This is a genomic window from Gordonia sp. J1A, from assembly GCF_055393515.1.
In genome coordinates this window covers 1804365-1819864 of record NZ_AP041607.1, presented here as the reverse complement: position 1 = coordinate 1819864, position 15500 = coordinate 1804365, and the positions used below count along the sequence as shown (strand labels likewise).

14 protein-coding genes are annotated in these 15500 nt (G+C 69.2%); 12 read left to right on the top strand and 2 right to left on the bottom strand.

Annotation, left to right across the window (positions count from 1 at the left end):
• The first annotated feature begins 68 nt into the window (after positions 1-68).
• From ACZ5QD_RS08510 to holA, 4 genes are all read left to right on the top strand, one after another.
• A complete protein-coding gene (locus tag ACZ5QD_RS08510) occupies positions 69-938 on the top strand; it encodes a GntR family transcriptional regulator (protein WP_045540212.1) in 870 nt (289 codons plus the stop codon).
• A 113-nt stretch (positions 939-1051) separates the two neighbouring features.
• Positions 1052-2092: a helix-hairpin-helix domain-containing protein gene (locus tag ACZ5QD_RS08505; RefSeq protein ID WP_433821163.1), complete on the top strand. Its 1041-nt coding sequence runs from the start codon at positions 1052-1054 to the stop codon at positions 2090-2092.
• 4 nt (positions 2093-2096) lie between these two features.
• Positions 2097-3719 (top strand): ComEC/Rec2 family competence protein, encoded by a 1623-nt coding sequence (locus tag ACZ5QD_RS08500; protein WP_222111538.1) that lies wholly within the window; start codon positions 2097-2099, stop codon positions 3717-3719.
• Positions 3607-4548, top strand: a complete 942-nt coding sequence (holA, locus tag ACZ5QD_RS08495) for a DNA polymerase III subunit delta (protein ID WP_433821193.1) — start codon at positions 3607-3609, stop codon at positions 4546-4548. Before ACZ5QD_RS08500 ends, holA begins: the two co-directional genes overlap by 113 nt.
• A gap of 170 nt (positions 4549-4718) precedes the next feature.
• Here the strand turns inward: holA and rpsT are convergent, their stop codons facing one another.
• On the bottom strand, positions 4719-4979 hold the full coding sequence (rpsT, locus tag ACZ5QD_RS08490; protein WP_006897618.1) for a 30S ribosomal protein S20: 261 nt from the start codon (positions 4977-4979) through the stop codon (positions 4719-4721).
• A gap of 202 nt (positions 4980-5181) precedes the next feature.
• On the opposite strand from rpsT, the gene ACZ5QD_RS08485 reads away from it, so the two are divergent.
• The gene (locus ACZ5QD_RS08485; protein WP_464367221.1) at positions 5182-6279 is read left to right on the top strand and encodes a sulfotransferase family protein; all 1098 of its coding nucleotides are present in this window, start codon (positions 5182-5184) and stop codon (positions 6277-6279) included.
• Positions 6280-6357: 78 nt separating this feature from the next.
• Here ACZ5QD_RS08485 and ACZ5QD_RS08480 read toward each other — a convergent pair whose 3' ends face one another.
• A complete protein-coding gene (locus ACZ5QD_RS08480; RefSeq protein WP_278124342.1) occupies positions 6358-7026 on the bottom strand; it encodes an alpha/beta hydrolase family protein in 669 nt (222 codons plus the stop codon).
• A gap of 138 nt (positions 7027-7164) precedes the next feature.
• Between ACZ5QD_RS08480 and lepA the strand changes: the two genes are divergently transcribed.
• The 7 genes from lepA (at position 7165) to ACZ5QD_RS08445 (ending at position 15388) form a co-directional block, all read left to right on the top strand.
• Complete coding sequence (lepA, locus tag ACZ5QD_RS08475; RefSeq protein ID WP_039867867.1) at positions 7165-9054, top strand: translation elongation factor 4; 1890 nt, start codon at positions 7165-7167, stop codon at positions 9052-9054.
• Entirely contained in the window at positions 9054-11093 is a 2040-nt protein-coding gene (locus ACZ5QD_RS08470) for a M3 family metallopeptidase (protein WP_045539112.1), read from the top strand. The genes lepA and ACZ5QD_RS08470 overlap by 1 nt, the downstream gene beginning before the upstream one ends.
• 114 nt (positions 11094-11207) lie before the next feature.
• Positions 11208-11408 (top strand): hypothetical protein, encoded by a 201-nt coding sequence (locus tag ACZ5QD_RS08465; protein WP_006897623.1) that lies wholly within the window; start codon positions 11208-11210, stop codon positions 11406-11408.
• A 168-nt stretch (positions 11409-11576) separates the two neighbouring features.
• Positions 11577-12644, top strand: a complete 1068-nt coding sequence (locus ACZ5QD_RS08460) for a sulfate ABC transporter substrate-binding protein (RefSeq protein ID WP_045539110.1) — start codon at positions 11577-11579, stop codon at positions 12642-12644.
• Positions 12641-13483: a sulfate ABC transporter permease subunit CysT gene (gene cysT, locus ACZ5QD_RS08455; protein ID WP_006897625.1), complete on the top strand. Its 843-nt coding sequence runs from the start codon at positions 12641-12643 to the stop codon at positions 13481-13483. Before ACZ5QD_RS08460 ends, cysT begins: the two co-directional genes overlap by 4 nt.
• Positions 13480-14391, top strand: a complete 912-nt coding sequence (cysW, locus tag ACZ5QD_RS08450; protein ID WP_464367220.1) for a sulfate ABC transporter permease subunit CysW — start codon at positions 13480-13482, stop codon at positions 14389-14391. Before cysT ends, cysW begins: the two co-directional genes overlap by 4 nt.
• Position 14392: 1 nt before the next feature.
• Positions 14393-15388, top strand: coding sequence for a sulfate/molybdate ABC transporter ATP-binding protein (locus ACZ5QD_RS08445; protein WP_006897627.1), 996 nt, complete (start codon positions 14393-14395; stop codon positions 15386-15388).
• Positions 15389-15500: the final 112 nt, after the last annotated feature.

The following is a 15500-nucleotide window of genomic DNA, read 5'->3' as shown; positions in this document are numbered from 1 at the left end:
CACTGAGATACGGTGTTCACGTGTACTTTTCGTAAAAGTGCACTAGAGCACTGGGGAAGGGCGGTCAGATGAGCCGAGCGGAGCAGATCGCGGACGAGCTGCGAATGCGGATCGTCACCGGGCGATTGCGCCCGGGCGACGCCGTCCCATCCACTCGGGCGATCATGCGCGACCACAACGTGGCGATGGCGACGGCGAGCCGCGTGCTCTCGCTGCTGCAGGCGGACGGTCTGATCGAGTCGGTGCCCGGACGGGGCAGCGTGGTGCTCGCACCGGACGGCGGCGACCCCGCCGTGCTGACTGCGGACGGCGTGGTGAGCGCGGCCGTCGCGATCGCCGACGCCGAGTCGCTCGCCGCGGTGTCGATGCGACGGCTGGCCTCGGCGCTCGAGATTCCGACGATGGCCGTCTATCGGTACGTGCCGAGCCGGGAACAACTCGAGTTCGCGATGGTGGACCGGGTCCTCGGCGAAGTGCGGGCACCGAACGCGTCGGGACAGTGGCGCGCCGATCTGGAGGCGGCCGCGACGTCGATGTGGGCGACGATGGTCCGTCACCCGTGGCTGGCGGGCGCGCTCTCGATGACCCGGCCCGCGGCCATGCCCCAGGCGATGCCGCTCGCCGAATCGATGCTGTCCGCGCTCCACGCCGCCGGACTCGATCCGGTGCAGGCGTTCACCGACTATCTCGGCCTGCTGAATCTGATCCGGGCGGTGGGTCTGACTCTCGAGCCGGAGCTGGCCGACGCCGCGGAGACGGGGATGAGCAACGACGAGTGGATGGACACCCAGGTGGCGGAGCTGCGCAGACTGACGCCACCGGATCGGTTCCCGAACATGCGCCGGATCATGGAGGTGGGGTACCCGTACGATCCCGAGGTGCTGTTGACGTCGGCGCTGCGGAGATTCCTCGACGGCATCGAGTCGTCCGTGAGCTGAGCGGGCTCGACGCGTGCGCCGCGTCTGTGGAGTTCGGCGAAGCGGTCCACAGATGACCGGGATCGCCGGATCGGCACCGCCGCGCGGCGGGCGCGCTGCCTACTCTTCCCGGCATGGGGAGGAACAAGCGGGTGGCCCGCGACCGCGCAACCGGGGCCGATCCACTGGCACGCCTGGCGGGGCCGGCCCCGCGGGCCGACACGCCGTGGGGTGTCACTGGCATGCCGAACTGGCTCGATACGCCCCAGGGCCGACGGGCGTGGTCGCAGCGGGCTGAATTCGACTGCCTCTCGGATGAACCGGAGGACGAGGACGGCGCCGACCGCCCCGACGACTACGAGCAGGAAGGCTATGAGCAGGAAGGTTATGAGCCGGAGCGCTACGAGCCGGCGGGCATCGAGTCGCTCGGTGACGGCGACCGATCCCGGCACGGTGACGATGAGGAGCCGTGGGACGACGAATGGGATGCGCCGCGTCGCCGGTTCACGATGCTGCCGCCGGCCGCGATCGGCCTGATCGTCGTCGGTCTGGTGGCGTGTGCGATCGCCGGGTACTCACTGCTGAAACAGAATGAGCCGACGGCGCCGCTGGTGGCCTTCGAGTCGAGCGCCGGCCCGCGCGCGCCGGCGGCCGCATCCGGCGGCGAGTCCGCGTCGGTACCGCCGCCGTCGTCTCCGCGGATCGTGGTGAGCGTCGTGGGTCTGGTCAATCGGCCGGGTCTGGTGGAACTGACCGGTGCGGCGCGAGTGGCGGACGCGCTGAAGCGAGCAGGCGGGGCCCGGCCCGGCGCCGATCTGCTGAGCCTGAACATGGCGCAGCCGCTGCACGACGGAGACCAGATCCTCATCGGCAGGGGCGGGGAGGAGGCGACGGTCCGCAGCGCGGTGGTGGCGGCGGGTTCGGCGCCGGCGGGGGAGTCGCCATCGGTTCCCGGCGGCAGTGCGCCGGCGGCGGGCACCGGCCTCGTCGATCTGAATACGGCCACCGCCGAGCAATTGGACGCGCTGCCCGGAGTGGGCCCGGTGACGGCAGCCTCGATTCTGGCCTGGCGGCAGGCTCACGGCCGGTTCGACTCGGTTGACCGGCTCGCGGAGGTGGACGGCATCGGACCGGGCAGGCTGGCCAAGCTCAAGCCACTGGTGACGGTCGGTTAGCGAGGTGCGCACGTCCGACCTGCGGCTCGCGGCACCCGCCGCGGGATGCTGGGCGGCCGCGGCGACGGCGCTCGCGGCGCCGGTCGCGGTGAGCGCGTCGATAAGCGCCGGATTCGGGGCTGCCGGAATCGCCGCAGCGGTGTGGAGCAGGCGGAACGCGGGCCTGCGTCGCGCGATCGGCGTCTCGGCCGCAGCGGCGTGCGGATTGATCGCGGCGTCCACTCTGGCCGTCGTCCTGCGAGTGATCGCCGTCGACTCCGCACCGATCCGAACCGCTGAGGGCAAGCCGACCGTCGAGGTGGAGACCACCGGCGACCCGGTGTTCCTCACCGGCGGACGCATGCGCGTTCCGGTCACCGTCCGTGCGCTGAGCGGCCTCCGCCAGCGACCGGTCGCGGCACAGCTGACCGCGCCGGTGGACGGCCCGGATGTGCTGCCCGGCGAGCGGTACCGCGTACGAGTCCGCGTCCGGCCACCGCGTGACCGTGCGGCCGACCGGTTGCAGGCCGCGCAGTTGACCGCGACCGGTCCGATGACCGGGCTGCGGGGACCGCCGTGGTGGCAGCGCGCTGCCGGTACCGTCCGGGAGCGGTTGCGAGATGTCTCGCTGCGGGCCTTGCCCGAGCGGTCGGCGGGATTGCTGCCGGGACTCGTCCTCGGCGATGTGAGCGGACTCGACGAACGCACGGCCGCCGACTTCCGGGCCGCCGGTCTGGCACATCTCATTGCTGTCTCCGGCAGCAATTTCGCGCTCGTGTGCGGCGCCGTGATTCTCGGCGTCCGGTCGTGCGGTGCGTCCGAGCGCACGGTGGCGATACTGGGCGGCCTCGCGATCATCGGTTTCGTGATCCTGGTCCGCCCCACCGACAGTGTGCTGCGAGCGGCGGTGATGGGGTCGGTGGGCCTGGCTGCGGGTCTGGGCTCGCGACGGGCTCAGGCGCTCCCCGCTCTCGGGACGGCGGTGATCGTGGTGACCCTGCTGTGGCCTCAGATGGCGCTCGCTCCCGGGTTCGCGCTGTCGGTGGTCGCGACGCTCGGGCTGGTGCTGTGGTCGGTGCCGATCCGCTCGGCGCTCGTGCGTCGCGGGGTCCCCGAAGCGCCGGCGACGCTGTTGTCGATGACCCTCGCCGCACAGGTGCTCACCACGCCGTTGCTGATCGCCGTCACCGACACGGTGAACCTCCTGTCGGTTCCGGCGAATCTGCTGGCGGTGCCGGTCGTGGGCATCGCCGGACTGCTGGGCACGGCGGCGGCGGTGATCGGCGGGCTCGGACCGCGCTACGGACCGACCACCGTTCTCGCCGAACTGCTGGTGCGCGCCGCGGGTCCGCCGACGAGGTGGTTGATCGCGGTCGCCGACTGGCTGGGAGGGCCGCGGTGGTCCACGCTGACCGTGCCGGGACCGACCGCGGTCACGGTGCTGGTCCTCGGCGCGGCCGGCGTGCTGGGGTGGCGCAGCCGCGGTCGTGTCCGGGGTGTCTGGCACCATGTTCGATGTGAGCGATCGGCTGTACTTGCTACTCGGAGACGACGACTTCCTGACCGGGCGCGTCATCTCGAAGGTCTCGGCCGAGCGCAGTCGCGAGGCGGGGGTCGACGTACCGGTCACCCGCGTCCGCGCCGGTGAAGTCACCGCGCCGGAGTTGGCTGAACTGTTGAGTCCGTCGCTGTTCGCCGAGGAACGCATCGTCGTGGTGCAGTCCGCCGCGGATGCGGGCAAGGAGCCCGCGGCGCTCATCACCGCGTCCGCCAAGGCGCTGCCCGAGGGCATCACGCTGATGGTGGTGCACACCGGCGGCGGCAGGCAGAAGTCGATGGTGGGTGAACTGAAGAAGGCCGGGGCCCAGGAGTTCGCGTGCGCGGCGCCCAAGTGGCCGTCGGAGCGGATGGACTTCGTGCGCGCGGAGTTCCGCGCGCTCGGCGCCCGGGCCAGCGCCGAGGTGGTGGAACTGGTCACCGAAATGGTGGGGTCGGATCTGCGGGAGCTCTCGGCCGCCTGCCACCAGTTGGTCGCCGACACCGGCAACAAGGTCGACGCCGCCGCCGTTCGGCTCTACTACACCGGGCGTCCCGAGGTGACGGGCTTCGAGGTCGCGGACAAGGCCGTGACCGGTGACCTCGCCGGCGCGCTCGAATCGCTCGCCTGGGCCGAACACCACGGCACCGCGCGTGTTCTGCTCGCGGACGCGCTCGCGGAGGCGGTGCACGCCATCGCGCGGGTCCGGTCGATGGGCGGCGGCGACAAGTACTCCCTCGCCTCGGAGCTCGGGATGTCGCCCGGCCGGGTCGGGAAGATCCAGACCCAGGCTCGAGCCTGGGATTCGGCGTCGATCGGCGAGGCGGTGCTCGTGGTCGCCGACCTCAACGGTGCCGTCAAGGGACAGGCCGCCGATCCCGATTACGCATTGGAGCACGCGGTCGCCACTGTGGCGCGTCTGCGTCCGCGCCGGCGATAGGCGGTGTGTCTCCGCGTCGGCCACCGTCGCGCGAGATCGGGACCCGGAAGCGTGCGACGACAAACACCTCGATGACTCCGTGGCCCGTCATCGAGGTGTTTGCGAAAGTGTGATTCTGTTGTGGCCTCGCTCAGCAGAACGAAGCGGAGCGGCCCGAAGGCCGCCCGGCGTCAGAGCTTGTTGACCGCGAGAGCCATGGCCGACTTCTTGTTGGCGGCCTGGTTCTTGTGGATGACGCCCTTCGACGCAGCCTTGTCCAGCTGACGGCTGGTCGTGACGAGCAGCTCGGCGGCCTTGTCCTTGTCGCCCGAGGCGACCGTCTCGCGGAAGTTGCGGATGGCGGTACGCAGGGCCGACTTGATCGACTGGTTGCGCTGACGTGCCTTCTCGTTGGTCTTGTTCCGCTTGATCTGAGACTTGATATTAGCCACGCGATGTCCTCTTCTGGCGTCCTGTGCGGCCCTCGGCCGACTGTCGTTTGTACCCATCGGCGACAGAGCGGTCCGGTCATCGGCCAGCGTCCATCGCAACAGCGGTCAACGATACCAGCGTCGCAGGAAGCGCCAAAATCGCCCGCACCCGAGGTGCGAGCGTCATCCGGCGGTCCGCACCGCTGCCTACAGTGGAAGCACTATGTCAGTCGTCTATGTCCACGTAGGTCTGCCGAAGACCGGAACCACGCACGTTCAGGATCGGCTGTGGCGCAACCGCGACCACGCCCTCGCCCGGGCCGGGCTGCTCTATCCGGGCAACCGGATCGACGACCACTTCCACGCCGCGGCCCACCTGCAGCCCGAGCGCTACCTCGACTGGGCCGATCCCGCACACGCCGGCGTGTGGCCGTCGATGGTCGCACAGATGCGGGCCTGGCGCGGCTCGTCCCTCGTCTCGCACGAGCTGTTCGCCAACGCCGGTCCGGAGCACATCCGGCGCCTGGTGGCCGACCTGAGCTTCGCAGACGAGGTGCACGCCGTGCTCACGGTGCGCGATCTGGCCAGACAGGTCCCATCGGTCTGGCAGGAGAACGTCAAGAATCAGCGACAGGCGACGCTCGACGAGTTCGTCGAGTCGATCTCCGACGACCACGCCGGCCCCGATCAGGAACCGTTCTGGGAGTTCCAGGACTACCGGCGGATCACTGCGGACTGGTCGGAGGTGGTCGGTCCCGAACGCGTTCACATCGTCACCGTTCCGGCGCCCGGAACCGCGAGCGACGGCGACGGTCTGTGGGAGCGCTTCGTCCGCGCGCTCGGCATGGATCCGGCCGACCTGCCCGCGGAGGTGCCCAGCAGCAACAAGTCACTGTCGGCGACGCAGACCGAACTGCTGCGCAGGCTCAACGGCCGGCTGCAGCCCGAGGACATCGAATGGCGCCGGTACGAGCGTCTCGTCAAAGGCGTTCTGATCGGCGACTACCTGTTCGCGACGCGCGACGGCCGGCCTGAGGGGCTGACCGGGCCGCAGGCGGCCTGGGCCGCGAGGAAGTCGGAGAAGATGGTCGCCGAACTCGTCCGGCGCGGACATCCGGTCGCCGGAACAGTTCAGGACCTTCGAGTGACCGCCACCGCGGGGGACGAGTCCGCCGCTGTCACCGACGGCGACATCGTCGAGGCCGCGCTCGATGTGATCGCACTGTGGGCGAAGTCCGGTCCGGTGCCCGACCGCAGTCCCGCGTTGACCACGCGCGCGGCTGATCTCGTGCGGCGGGTGCGGCGCCGGCTGATGCGCTGACGGGTCAGGAAGCGGACTTCGCCGGCGCATTGGGAACGTCCGGTCGACGGCAGCGGGCCGGGTGCCGCGGTGCGCTGCTCATCGTCGTTCCGCGCGCTCGGCGGCCGCGGGCAGGAGCCATGCGTCGACCGCATCGGCCGTCAGGTCGGCGACGCCGCTCCGGTCGGGTTTGAGGCTGTGATCGGCCCGCTCCACTTCGAGCACTCGCACCGGACCGCCGAACAGGTCTATCGCCTCGGCGAACTCCTGCGACGTTCCGAAGGCGTCGCTGCGGCCGTGCACGATCAGCGTCGGCGCGGTGATCGCGGGGAGATGGTCGGTCCGCATGCGGTCGGGTTTCCCGGGCGGATGCAGTGGGTACGAAGTGAGCAACAGCCCGTCGAACAGATCCGGGTCCTCGGCCGCCACCATCGACGCCTGACGTCCGCCGTACGAGTGTCCGCCGACGATCAGCGGGCCGGGAGCCGCGGACCGCAGCTCGGCCACCGCCTCGCGGATGCCGTCGCGGTCTCGGGCCGCCTTCGACGGTGACGGCGGACCCTTGGGCCGGTCCTGCCGGTACGGCAGATCGATGCGCGCGACCGCCAGTCCTCGGGCGGCCAGGGCGCCGCCGACCGCCCGCAGGATCGCGGCCCGGCGGTCGGCGCCCGCTCCGTGCGCGAGGATCACCAGTCCGCGGGGTTCGTCCGGGCACGTCACGTCCGCCGCGACCGTCGCCGTCTCCACCGTGAACTCGTTGTCAGTCATCGCCTGTCCGTACCCATGATGCGTCGAGCCTAATCGGTGGTGCGGCCGCGCTGCGGGCCGTCGGGCCTGCGGCGGCCCGCCTCGCGCGGGGCGGCGGGGTGAACTGCCGGCCGGTGTCGTGCGAAACTGGAGGGTGATCTGCACCGGGCTTCACCCGGGCCCGCCGCGCAAGGAGTGAGTGAGATTCCCAGCTTCGCCGACAAGACGTTCACCGATCCCGCAAAGATCCGCAACTTCTGCATCATCGCGCACATCGACCACGGCAAGTCCACCCTCGCCGATCGGATGCTGCAGCTGACGGGCGTCGTCGAGGAACGGCAGATGCGCGCGCAGTACCTCGACCGCATGGACATCGAGCGCGAGCGCGGCATCACCATCAAGGCGCAGAACGTCCGGCTGCCGTGGAAGGTGGGCGACGAGGAGTACGTGCTGCACCTCATCGACACCCCCGGTCACGTCGACTTCACCTACGAGGTCTCCCGCGCGCTCGAAGCGTGCGAGGGTGCGATCCTGCTGGTGGACGCCGCCCAGGGGATCGAGGCGCAGACGCTGGCGAACCTGTACCTGGCGATGGAGAACGACCTCACCATCATCCCGGTGCTCAACAAGATCGACCTGCCCGCGGCCGACCCCGACCGCTACGCGGCGGAGATCGCACACATCGTCGGCTGCGAACCCGAGGAGGTGCTCCGCGTCTCCGGCAAGACCGGCGTGGGCGTGCCGGAACTGCTCGACGAGGCGGTCCGTCTGATCCCCGCCCCGGTCGGCGACCCCGATGCGCCGGCCCGGGCGATGATCTTCGACTCGGTGTACGACACCTACCGCGGTGTGGTCACGTACGTCCGCGTGGTGGACGGACGCATCGTCCCGCGCGAGAAGATCGCGATGATGTCGACCGGCGCGACGCACGAGCTGCTCGAAGTCGGCATCGTCTCGCCGGAGCCGAAGGCCAGCGCGGGTCTCGGCGTCGGCGAGGTGGGTTATCTGATCACCGGCGTCAAGGACGTCCGGCAGTCGAAGGTCGGTGACACCGTCACCACCGCTCGCAACGGCGCCGACGAGCCGCTCACCGGTTACCGCGAGCCGCGTCCGATGGTCTACTCGGGTCTGTATCCCGTCGACGGGTCCGACTACCCGGTCCTGCGCGAGGCACTCGAGAAGCTCCAGCTCAACGATGCGGCCCTGACGTACGAGCCCGAGACGTCGGTGGCGCTCGGCTTCGGTTTCCGCTGCGGCTTCCTCGGCCTGCTGCATATGGAGATCACCCGCGAGCGGCTGGAGCGGGAGTTCGACCTCAACCTGATCTCCACCGCGCCCAATGTGGTGTACCGCGTGGTGATGGACGACGGCACCGAGCACATCGTGACCAATCCGTCCGACTGGCCCACCGGCAAGACCAGCCAGATCTTCGAGCCGATGGTCAAGACCACGGTGATCGCGCCCAGTGAGTTCATCGGCGCGATCATGGAGCTGTGCCAGTCGCGCCGCGGCGAGCTCGGCGGCATGGACTACCTGTCGGAGACCCGCGTCGAACTGCGCTACACGATGCCGATGGCGGAGATCATCTTCGACTTCTTCGACTCGCTCAAGTCGCGCACCCGCGGTTACGCCAGCCTCGACTACGAGGAGTCGGGAGAGGCGCAGGCCGATCTGGTGAAGGTCGACATCCTGCTGCAGGGCGAAGCCGTCGACGCGTTCAGCGCGATCGTCCACAAGGACTCGGCGTACTCCTACGGCAACCGGATGGCGCTCAAGCTCAAGGACCTGATCCCGCGCCAGCAGTTCGAGGTGCCGATTCAGGCCGCCATCGGGTCGAAGGTCATCGCCCGCGAGAACATCCGCGCGATCCGCAAGGACGTGCTGGCCAAGTGCTACGGCGGCGACATCAGCCGCAAGCGCAAACTGCTCGAGAAGCAGAAGGAGGGCAAGAAGCGGATGAAGACGATCGGGCGGGTCGAGGTTCCGCAGGAGGCCTTCGTCGCCGCGCTGTCCACCGACGAACTCGGCGATAAGCCGAAGGGTAAGTAGTGGCGGCCACGACGTCGCCGGTTCTCGCCGACTCGCCGCTGCCGTATGGGCTTCCGGATTTCGCGTCGATCTCCGACGACGACTTCCTGCCCGCGTACGACATCGCGCTCGCCGAGCATCGCGCCGAGGTGGAGGCGATCGCGGACTCGACGCAGGCCCCGACCTTCGACAACACGGTGGCCGCGCTGGAGGCGTCGGGACGGTCGCTGGCCCGGGTGAACGGGATCTTCTTCAATCTCGAGGGGCCCGACAGCAATCCGCAGCGCGCGAAGATCGCGCAGGTCCTCGCGGTGCGCCTCACTGAGCACGCCAACGCGATCGCGCTGAACCCCGCGCTCTTCGCGCGCATCGCCGAGCTGTACGAGCGTCGCGCCGAACTCGACCTCGACGAGGCGCAGACGCGCCTGCTGGAGCAGCGGTATCGCGACGCGATCCGGTCCGGCGCGGCCCTCGACGAGGCGGGGCAGGAACAGATGCGGGAGATCTCCGCCCGACTGGCGACGCTGACCACCGACTTCGGCCAGCACCTGCTCGACGACACCAACGATTCGGCCGTGCACTTCGAGGACGCCGCGGACCTCGACGGGCTGTCGCCCTCGGAGATCGCCGCGGCTGCACGCGCTGCGGCCGACGCCGGTCGAGACGGCTACCTGGTGGCCCTCGAACTCCCGACCAGTCAGGCGACGGTCGCCAAGCTCACCGACCCCGCCGCGCGTCGCCGCGTCTTCGACGCCTCCGCGGTCCGGTGTGCCCGCGGCAACGCCCACGACACCCGGGAGTCGATCCTCGAGATCGTCCGGCTGCGCGCTCGGCGCGCGGCCCTGCTCGGCTACGCGAACCACGCCGAGTACGTGATCGCCGAAGAGACGGCACCGTCGCCGCAGTCTGTCGCCGATCTCCTGGCTCGGCTCGGCGCCGCGGCGATGAAGGCCGCCGACGATGAGCTCGCGCGCCTGGCCGCACTCGCCGGCGGTCCGCTCGGTGCGGCCGATGTGACCTACTGGCTCGCCGCCGATCAGCGGGCCCGTGCCGCCGGCTCTGCCGAGTCGATCGACATCGACGGCTTCGCGGACTACTGCGAGCTGGACACCGTCATCACCGACGGGGTCTTCGCCGCGGCCGGACGCCTCTACGGGTTGAGCTTCGCCGAGCGCGACGACCTCGCCGGCTACCATCCCGACGTCCGGGTGTGGGAGGTGAGCCGCAACGGCACCGGGATCGGGCTGTTCCTCGGCGACTACTTCGCCCGGCCGTCCAAGCGGGGCGGCGCCTGGATGAACAACATCGTCGACCAGTCCCGGCAACTCGGCACGGCGCCGATCGTGGTCAACGTCCTGAACCTCACCCGTCCTGAGCCGGGCCGTCCGTGTCTGCTCTCCCTCGACCAACTCACGACGCTGTTCCACGAGTTCGGACATGCGATCCACGGGTTGCTGTCGGCGGTCGACTACGTCTCGCAGTCCGGAACCAGCGTGCCGCGGGACTTCGTTGAATTCCCGTCGCAGGTCAATGAGATGTGGGCGCTGCACCCGGAGGTGGTGGCAGGCTACGCGCGGCACCACCTCACCGGTGAACCCGCGCCGGCCGAGCTCATCGACGCCGTCCGCGGCGCGACCGGAACCGAATCGGCGCACTCCACCGTCGAGTACCTCGCCGCCGCCGCGCTCGACCTCGCATGGCACCGGCTCGCCGAGGACGCGATCCCCGACGACGTGCTGGAGTTCGAACGCCGCGCACTCTCCGATGCCGGGCTGGCCGCCGACCTGATTCCGCCCCGGTACCGCAGCACGTACTTCAACCACGTCTTCGGCGGCGGTTACTCGTCGGCGTACTACTCGTACATCTGGTCGGAGATCCTCGACGCCGAGACCGAGCAGTGGTTCCTGGCGGGCGGCGGTCTCAGACCGGAACTGGGAGCGGCGTTCGCCGAGGCGGTGCTGTCGCGCGGCGACAGCGTCGATCCGGTCGCCGCGCATGCCGCCATGATCGGCCACAGCGCCCGGATCGAACCGCTGCTGCTCCGCCGTGGGCTCGCGTAGCGCGGCGGTGCCGGGGCAGTGGCGTGACCCCCGTCGCAGGCACCCGGCGAGTAGGGTTTCAAATCAGTGTGGGCGAAACCGCGCGAGTGCGAGTGCAGATGAGGTGATCGAGCGGTGAACGGCGTTCTGTCCTGGTGGGACGGGGTCGAGGAGTGGCTCACCGGTCTGCCCTTCGTCCCGCAGCTCATCGTCACCGCCGTGGTGCTGGTGCCGTTGGCCACGCTCGTCGCGTCCGGGGTGAACTACCTGGTCGGACGACTCTTCTCGAAGCTCGGCCGCGCGGAGGCCGACGACGATCACGGATTGGGTATCTGACGCGATGTTTCGTTCCAAGGTCACGATTGCTCTGGTGGCACTGCTCGTTCTCGTGTTGCTCGCCTGGCTGATCCTCCGCTAGCACAACCTCGACGCCGCGTCACCACCCTCGCGGAGACACGAATCGCGGCGTTGAGAGCGGCCCGGCGCGGTGGTTAGGTTCTTCGGGTGAGCACGGGAACTCTTCAGCGCGCAGCACTCAAGGCGGCATGCGTGACGGTCGCGCTGGCACTCGTCGCCGCGCTGGCCGGGTGCGGCGGCGGATCCACCGACCGTCCCGATGGCATCGACATCTCCTCGGGAAGCAGGCATCTCAACCTGGTGGCCTACGCGACCCCCAAGGTCGGCTTCGACATGGTGATTCCCGGTTTCCGCGCGACGCCGGAAGGTCACGACGTCGGCTTCTCCCAGTCGTACGGCGCGTCCGGCGATCAGTCGCGGAAGGTGGCCCGCGGTCTGCCGGCCGACGTGGTCAACTTCTCCGTGGAGCCCGACATCACCCGGCTGGTCGACGCCGGTGTCGTCGATGAGGACTGGCAGCAGCAGGCGCCGAACGATTCGATTCCCTTCGGGTCGGTGGTCGCGCTCGTCGTCCGCCAGGGCAACCCCAAGAACATCCATACGTGGGACGATCTCCTGCGGCCAGGCATCGAAGTGGTGACGCCGAACCCGGGCAGTTCCGGGTCCGCGAAGTGGAACCTGCTCGCTCCGTACGCGGCCAAGAGCGACGGCGGCCGGAACCCCCAGGCCGGGCTGGACTACGTCAGCGCCTTGGTCCGCGATCACGTGAAGGTGCTGCCGAAGTCCGGACGCGAGGCCACCTCGGCCTTCCAGCAGGGGCAGGGCGACGTCCTCATCAGCTATGAGAACGAGGCGATCATGCTGTCCCGCAAGAATGCGAGTTCGCCGCCGGCCGACCGCATCGACTACATCGTGCCCTCGGTCACCTTCAAGATCGAGAATCCGGTCGCGGTGGTCAACACGAGCACCGATCCGGCCGCCGCGCGGGCCTTCGTCAGGTACCTGTTCTCGACCCCGGGCCAGAAGCTGTGGGCCGAGGCGGGGTTCCGGCCGGTGGATCCGGACGTCGCGCGGCAGACCGCCCACCTGTTCCCCGGAGACATCCGCAAGGAGTGGACCGTCGCCGATCTCGGCGGCTGGAAGAAGGTCGACAAGCAGTTGTTCGGCAACGGCGGCGAGATCAGTGAGATCTACGCGCGGGAGGCCGGACGGTGACCACCGAGCGCGTCTCTCACGAGACCCAGGACTTCGCGCCGCGCCGCGGATGGCGGCCCGACGGACCGCTCTCGCTCGGGATAACCGGGCTGTGGCTCAGCATCATCGTGCTGCTTCCGCTCGCCGCGATCGCCGCTCAGGCCTTCGACGACGGCGCGGGCGGATTCTGGGACGGCATCACCGATCCGGCGGCGCTGCAGGCGCTGGGCATCACCGTCGTGGTGTCGCTGATCGTCGGCGTCGTCAACGTGCTGTTCGGCACCGTGATCGCCTGGGTGCTGGTGCGTGACGAGTTCCCGGGCAAGGGTGTCGTCAACGCCATCATCGACCTGCCCTTCGCGCTGCCCACCATCGTCGCCAGCCTGGTGCTGCTCGCCCTCTACGGGCCCAACAGTCCCTTCGACATCCACCTGGCGGCCACCCAGCCGGGCGTCGTCCTCGCGCTGACCTTCGTGACGCTGCCCTTCGTCGTCCGGCAGGTGCAGCCGGTCCTGATGGAACTCGACACCTCGGTGGAGGAGGCGGCCGCGGTCCTGGGCGCCGGGAATCGGGTGATCTGGTCGCGAATCGTGCTGCCCGCGCTGCTGCCCGCGATCCTCAGCGGTGCCGGACTGGCGTTCACCCGCGCGATCGGCGAGTTCGGTTCGGTGGTTCTGATCGGCGGCAACATCCCGGGCAAGACGCAGGTCGCTTCGCAGTACATCCAGCAGCAGATCGAGGTCGACGAGCCGGTGAACGCGGCCGCAGTGTCCGTGGCGTTGCTGGTCATCGCCTTCGTCGTCCTGTTCCTGCTGCGTGTCGTGGCCAAGATCCAGACCCGCCGGGAGGGCTCGGAATGATCGTCTCTCGTCTCACCAGATTGACGCTGCGATCCATCGCACTGCTGTACCTGACGGTGCTGCTCGTCGTACCCGTCGGACTGATCTTCTGGCGATCGTTCGAGCACGGGCTGGGGCAGTTCTGGGAGTGGATCACCACGCCGGCGGCCATCTCGGCGCTCCAGCTCACATTGCTCATCGTGGCGATCGTGGTGCCGCTCAACGTGATCTTCGGAGTCCTGACCGCTCTCGCCCTCGCGCGCGGCCGGTTCCGGGGCAAGGGCCTGCTGCAGGCGGTGGTCGATCTGCCGTTCGCGGTGTCGCCGGTGGTGGTCGGCGTGGCGCTGATCGCCCTGTGGGGCGCCGAGGGCTGGTTCGGCGGCATCGAGTCGCTCGGATTCCGCGTCATCTTCGGGATCCCGGGCATGGTCCTCGCCACGATCTTCGTCACCCTGCCCTTCGTCGTCCGCGAGGTGGAGCCGGTGCTGCGCGAGATCGGCACCGAGCAGGAGGAGGCCGCCGCGACGCTTGGCGCCACCGGCTGGCAGACGTTCAGCCGGATCACACTGCCCGCCGTCCGATGGGGTCTCACCTACGGTGTGGTCCTGACGATCGCCCGCACGCTCGGCGAATTCGGCGCGGTCACGATGGTGTCGTCGAACTTCCCGGGAGTCTCGCAGACGCTGACGCTGCTGGTGAACTCGAGGTACACCGACGACTACAACGAGTACGGGGCGTACGCCGCGGCGACCCTGCTCATGATGGTCGCCATTCTCGTCCTGGTCGTGATGACGCTCATCGAGCGCCGGGCCAAGGGCAAGCTCGCGGATGCGAGCGCGGAGACGATGAAGGCCGTGTCCGAGGACCGGAACGAACACGAGGCTGCCCACGCGCCGACGGCCGTCGGCGCGGGCGAGGAGAACAACTGACATGTCCATCTCGGTGATCGGCGCCAACAAGCGCTACGGCGACTTCGCGGCCCTCGACGACGTCTCCATCGACATCCCGGAGGGATCCCTGACCTCCCTGCTCGGCCCGTCGGGATCGGGCAAGTCGACGCTCCTGCGCGCCATCGCGGGTCTGGATCGGCTCGATTCGGGAACGGTACGGATCAACGGCGTCGACGTCTCGGGTGCGTCGCCGCAGCAGCGCGACATCGGGTTCGTCTTCCAGCACTACGCCGCGTTCAAGCACCTCACCGTCCGCGACAACATCGCCTTCGGCCTGAAGATCCGCAAGCGGCCCAAGCACGAGATCAAGGCGAAGGTCGACGAGCTGCTCGACATCGTCGGACTCACCGTCTTTCAGAAGCGCTATCCGGCTCAGCTCTCGGGCGGTCAGCGTCAGCGGATGGCGTTGGCCCGCGCTCTGGCCGTTGATCCGCAGGTGCTCCTGCTCGACGAGCCCTTCGGCGCCCTCGACGCCAAAGTGCGTGAGGACCTGCGCAAATGGCTGCGTCAGCTGCACGATGAAGTGCACGTGACGACGGTCCTCGTGACACACGACCAGCAGGAGGCGCTCGACGTCTCCGACCGGATCGCGGTGCTGAACAAGGGGCGCATCGAGCAGGTCGGCAAGCCCGACGATCTGTACGACCGGCCGGACAACGTCTTCGTCGCGTCGTTCCTCGGATCGATTTCGCGGTTGAACGGCGAACTGGTGCGTCCGCACGACATCCGGCTCGGCCGCTCGGCCGAGATGGTCTATCCGCCCGCCGAGACCGCGCTGGACACCGGCGTGATCAAGGCGCGGGTGAAGCGCGTGGTGAATCTCGGCTTCGAGACCCGCGTGGAACTGGTCTCGGCGGCGTCGGGCGAGGAGTTCGTCGCGCAGATCACGCGCGGTGACCAGAACGCCCTGCGTCTGGTGGCCGGCGAGGACATCTTCGCGCGCGCCACGAAAGTGCCGCAACTCTCGGCCGACTAGAGATTCGGTACGGCACGAAGTGCCGTAGATCGCAGGGGTTCGACCGTTCGGCGCAAAGACTTCGGACCTATGGTGGCACTGAGTGTCATTGGACTATGGTGGTCGGGTCACA

What these genes read in the sequence shown, in the direction of transcription:
- ACZ5QD_RS08445 (WP_006897627.1), top strand. Translation starts at nt 14,393, where the DNA reads ATGTCCATCTCGGTGATCGGCGCCAACAAGCGCTACGGCGACTTCGCG.
- ACZ5QD_RS08485 (WP_464367221.1), top strand. Translation starts at nt 5,182, where the DNA reads ATGTCAGTCGTCTATGTCCACGTAGGTCTGCCGAAGACCGGAACCACG.
- ACZ5QD_RS08480 (WP_278124342.1), bottom strand. Translation starts at nt 7,026, where the DNA reads ATGACTGACAACGAGTTCACGGTGGAGACGGCGACGGTCGCGGCGGAC.
- ACZ5QD_RS08505 (WP_433821163.1), top strand. Translation starts at nt 1,052, where the DNA reads ATGGGGAGGAACAAGCGGGTGGCCCGCGACCGCGCAACCGGGGCCGAT.
- ACZ5QD_RS08510 (WP_045540212.1), top strand. Translation starts at nt 69, where the DNA reads ATGAGCCGAGCGGAGCAGATCGCGGACGAGCTGCGAATGCGGATCGTC.
- cysW (WP_464367220.1), top strand. Translation starts at nt 13,480, where the DNA reads ATGATCGTCTCTCGTCTCACCAGATTGACGCTGCGATCCATCGCACTG.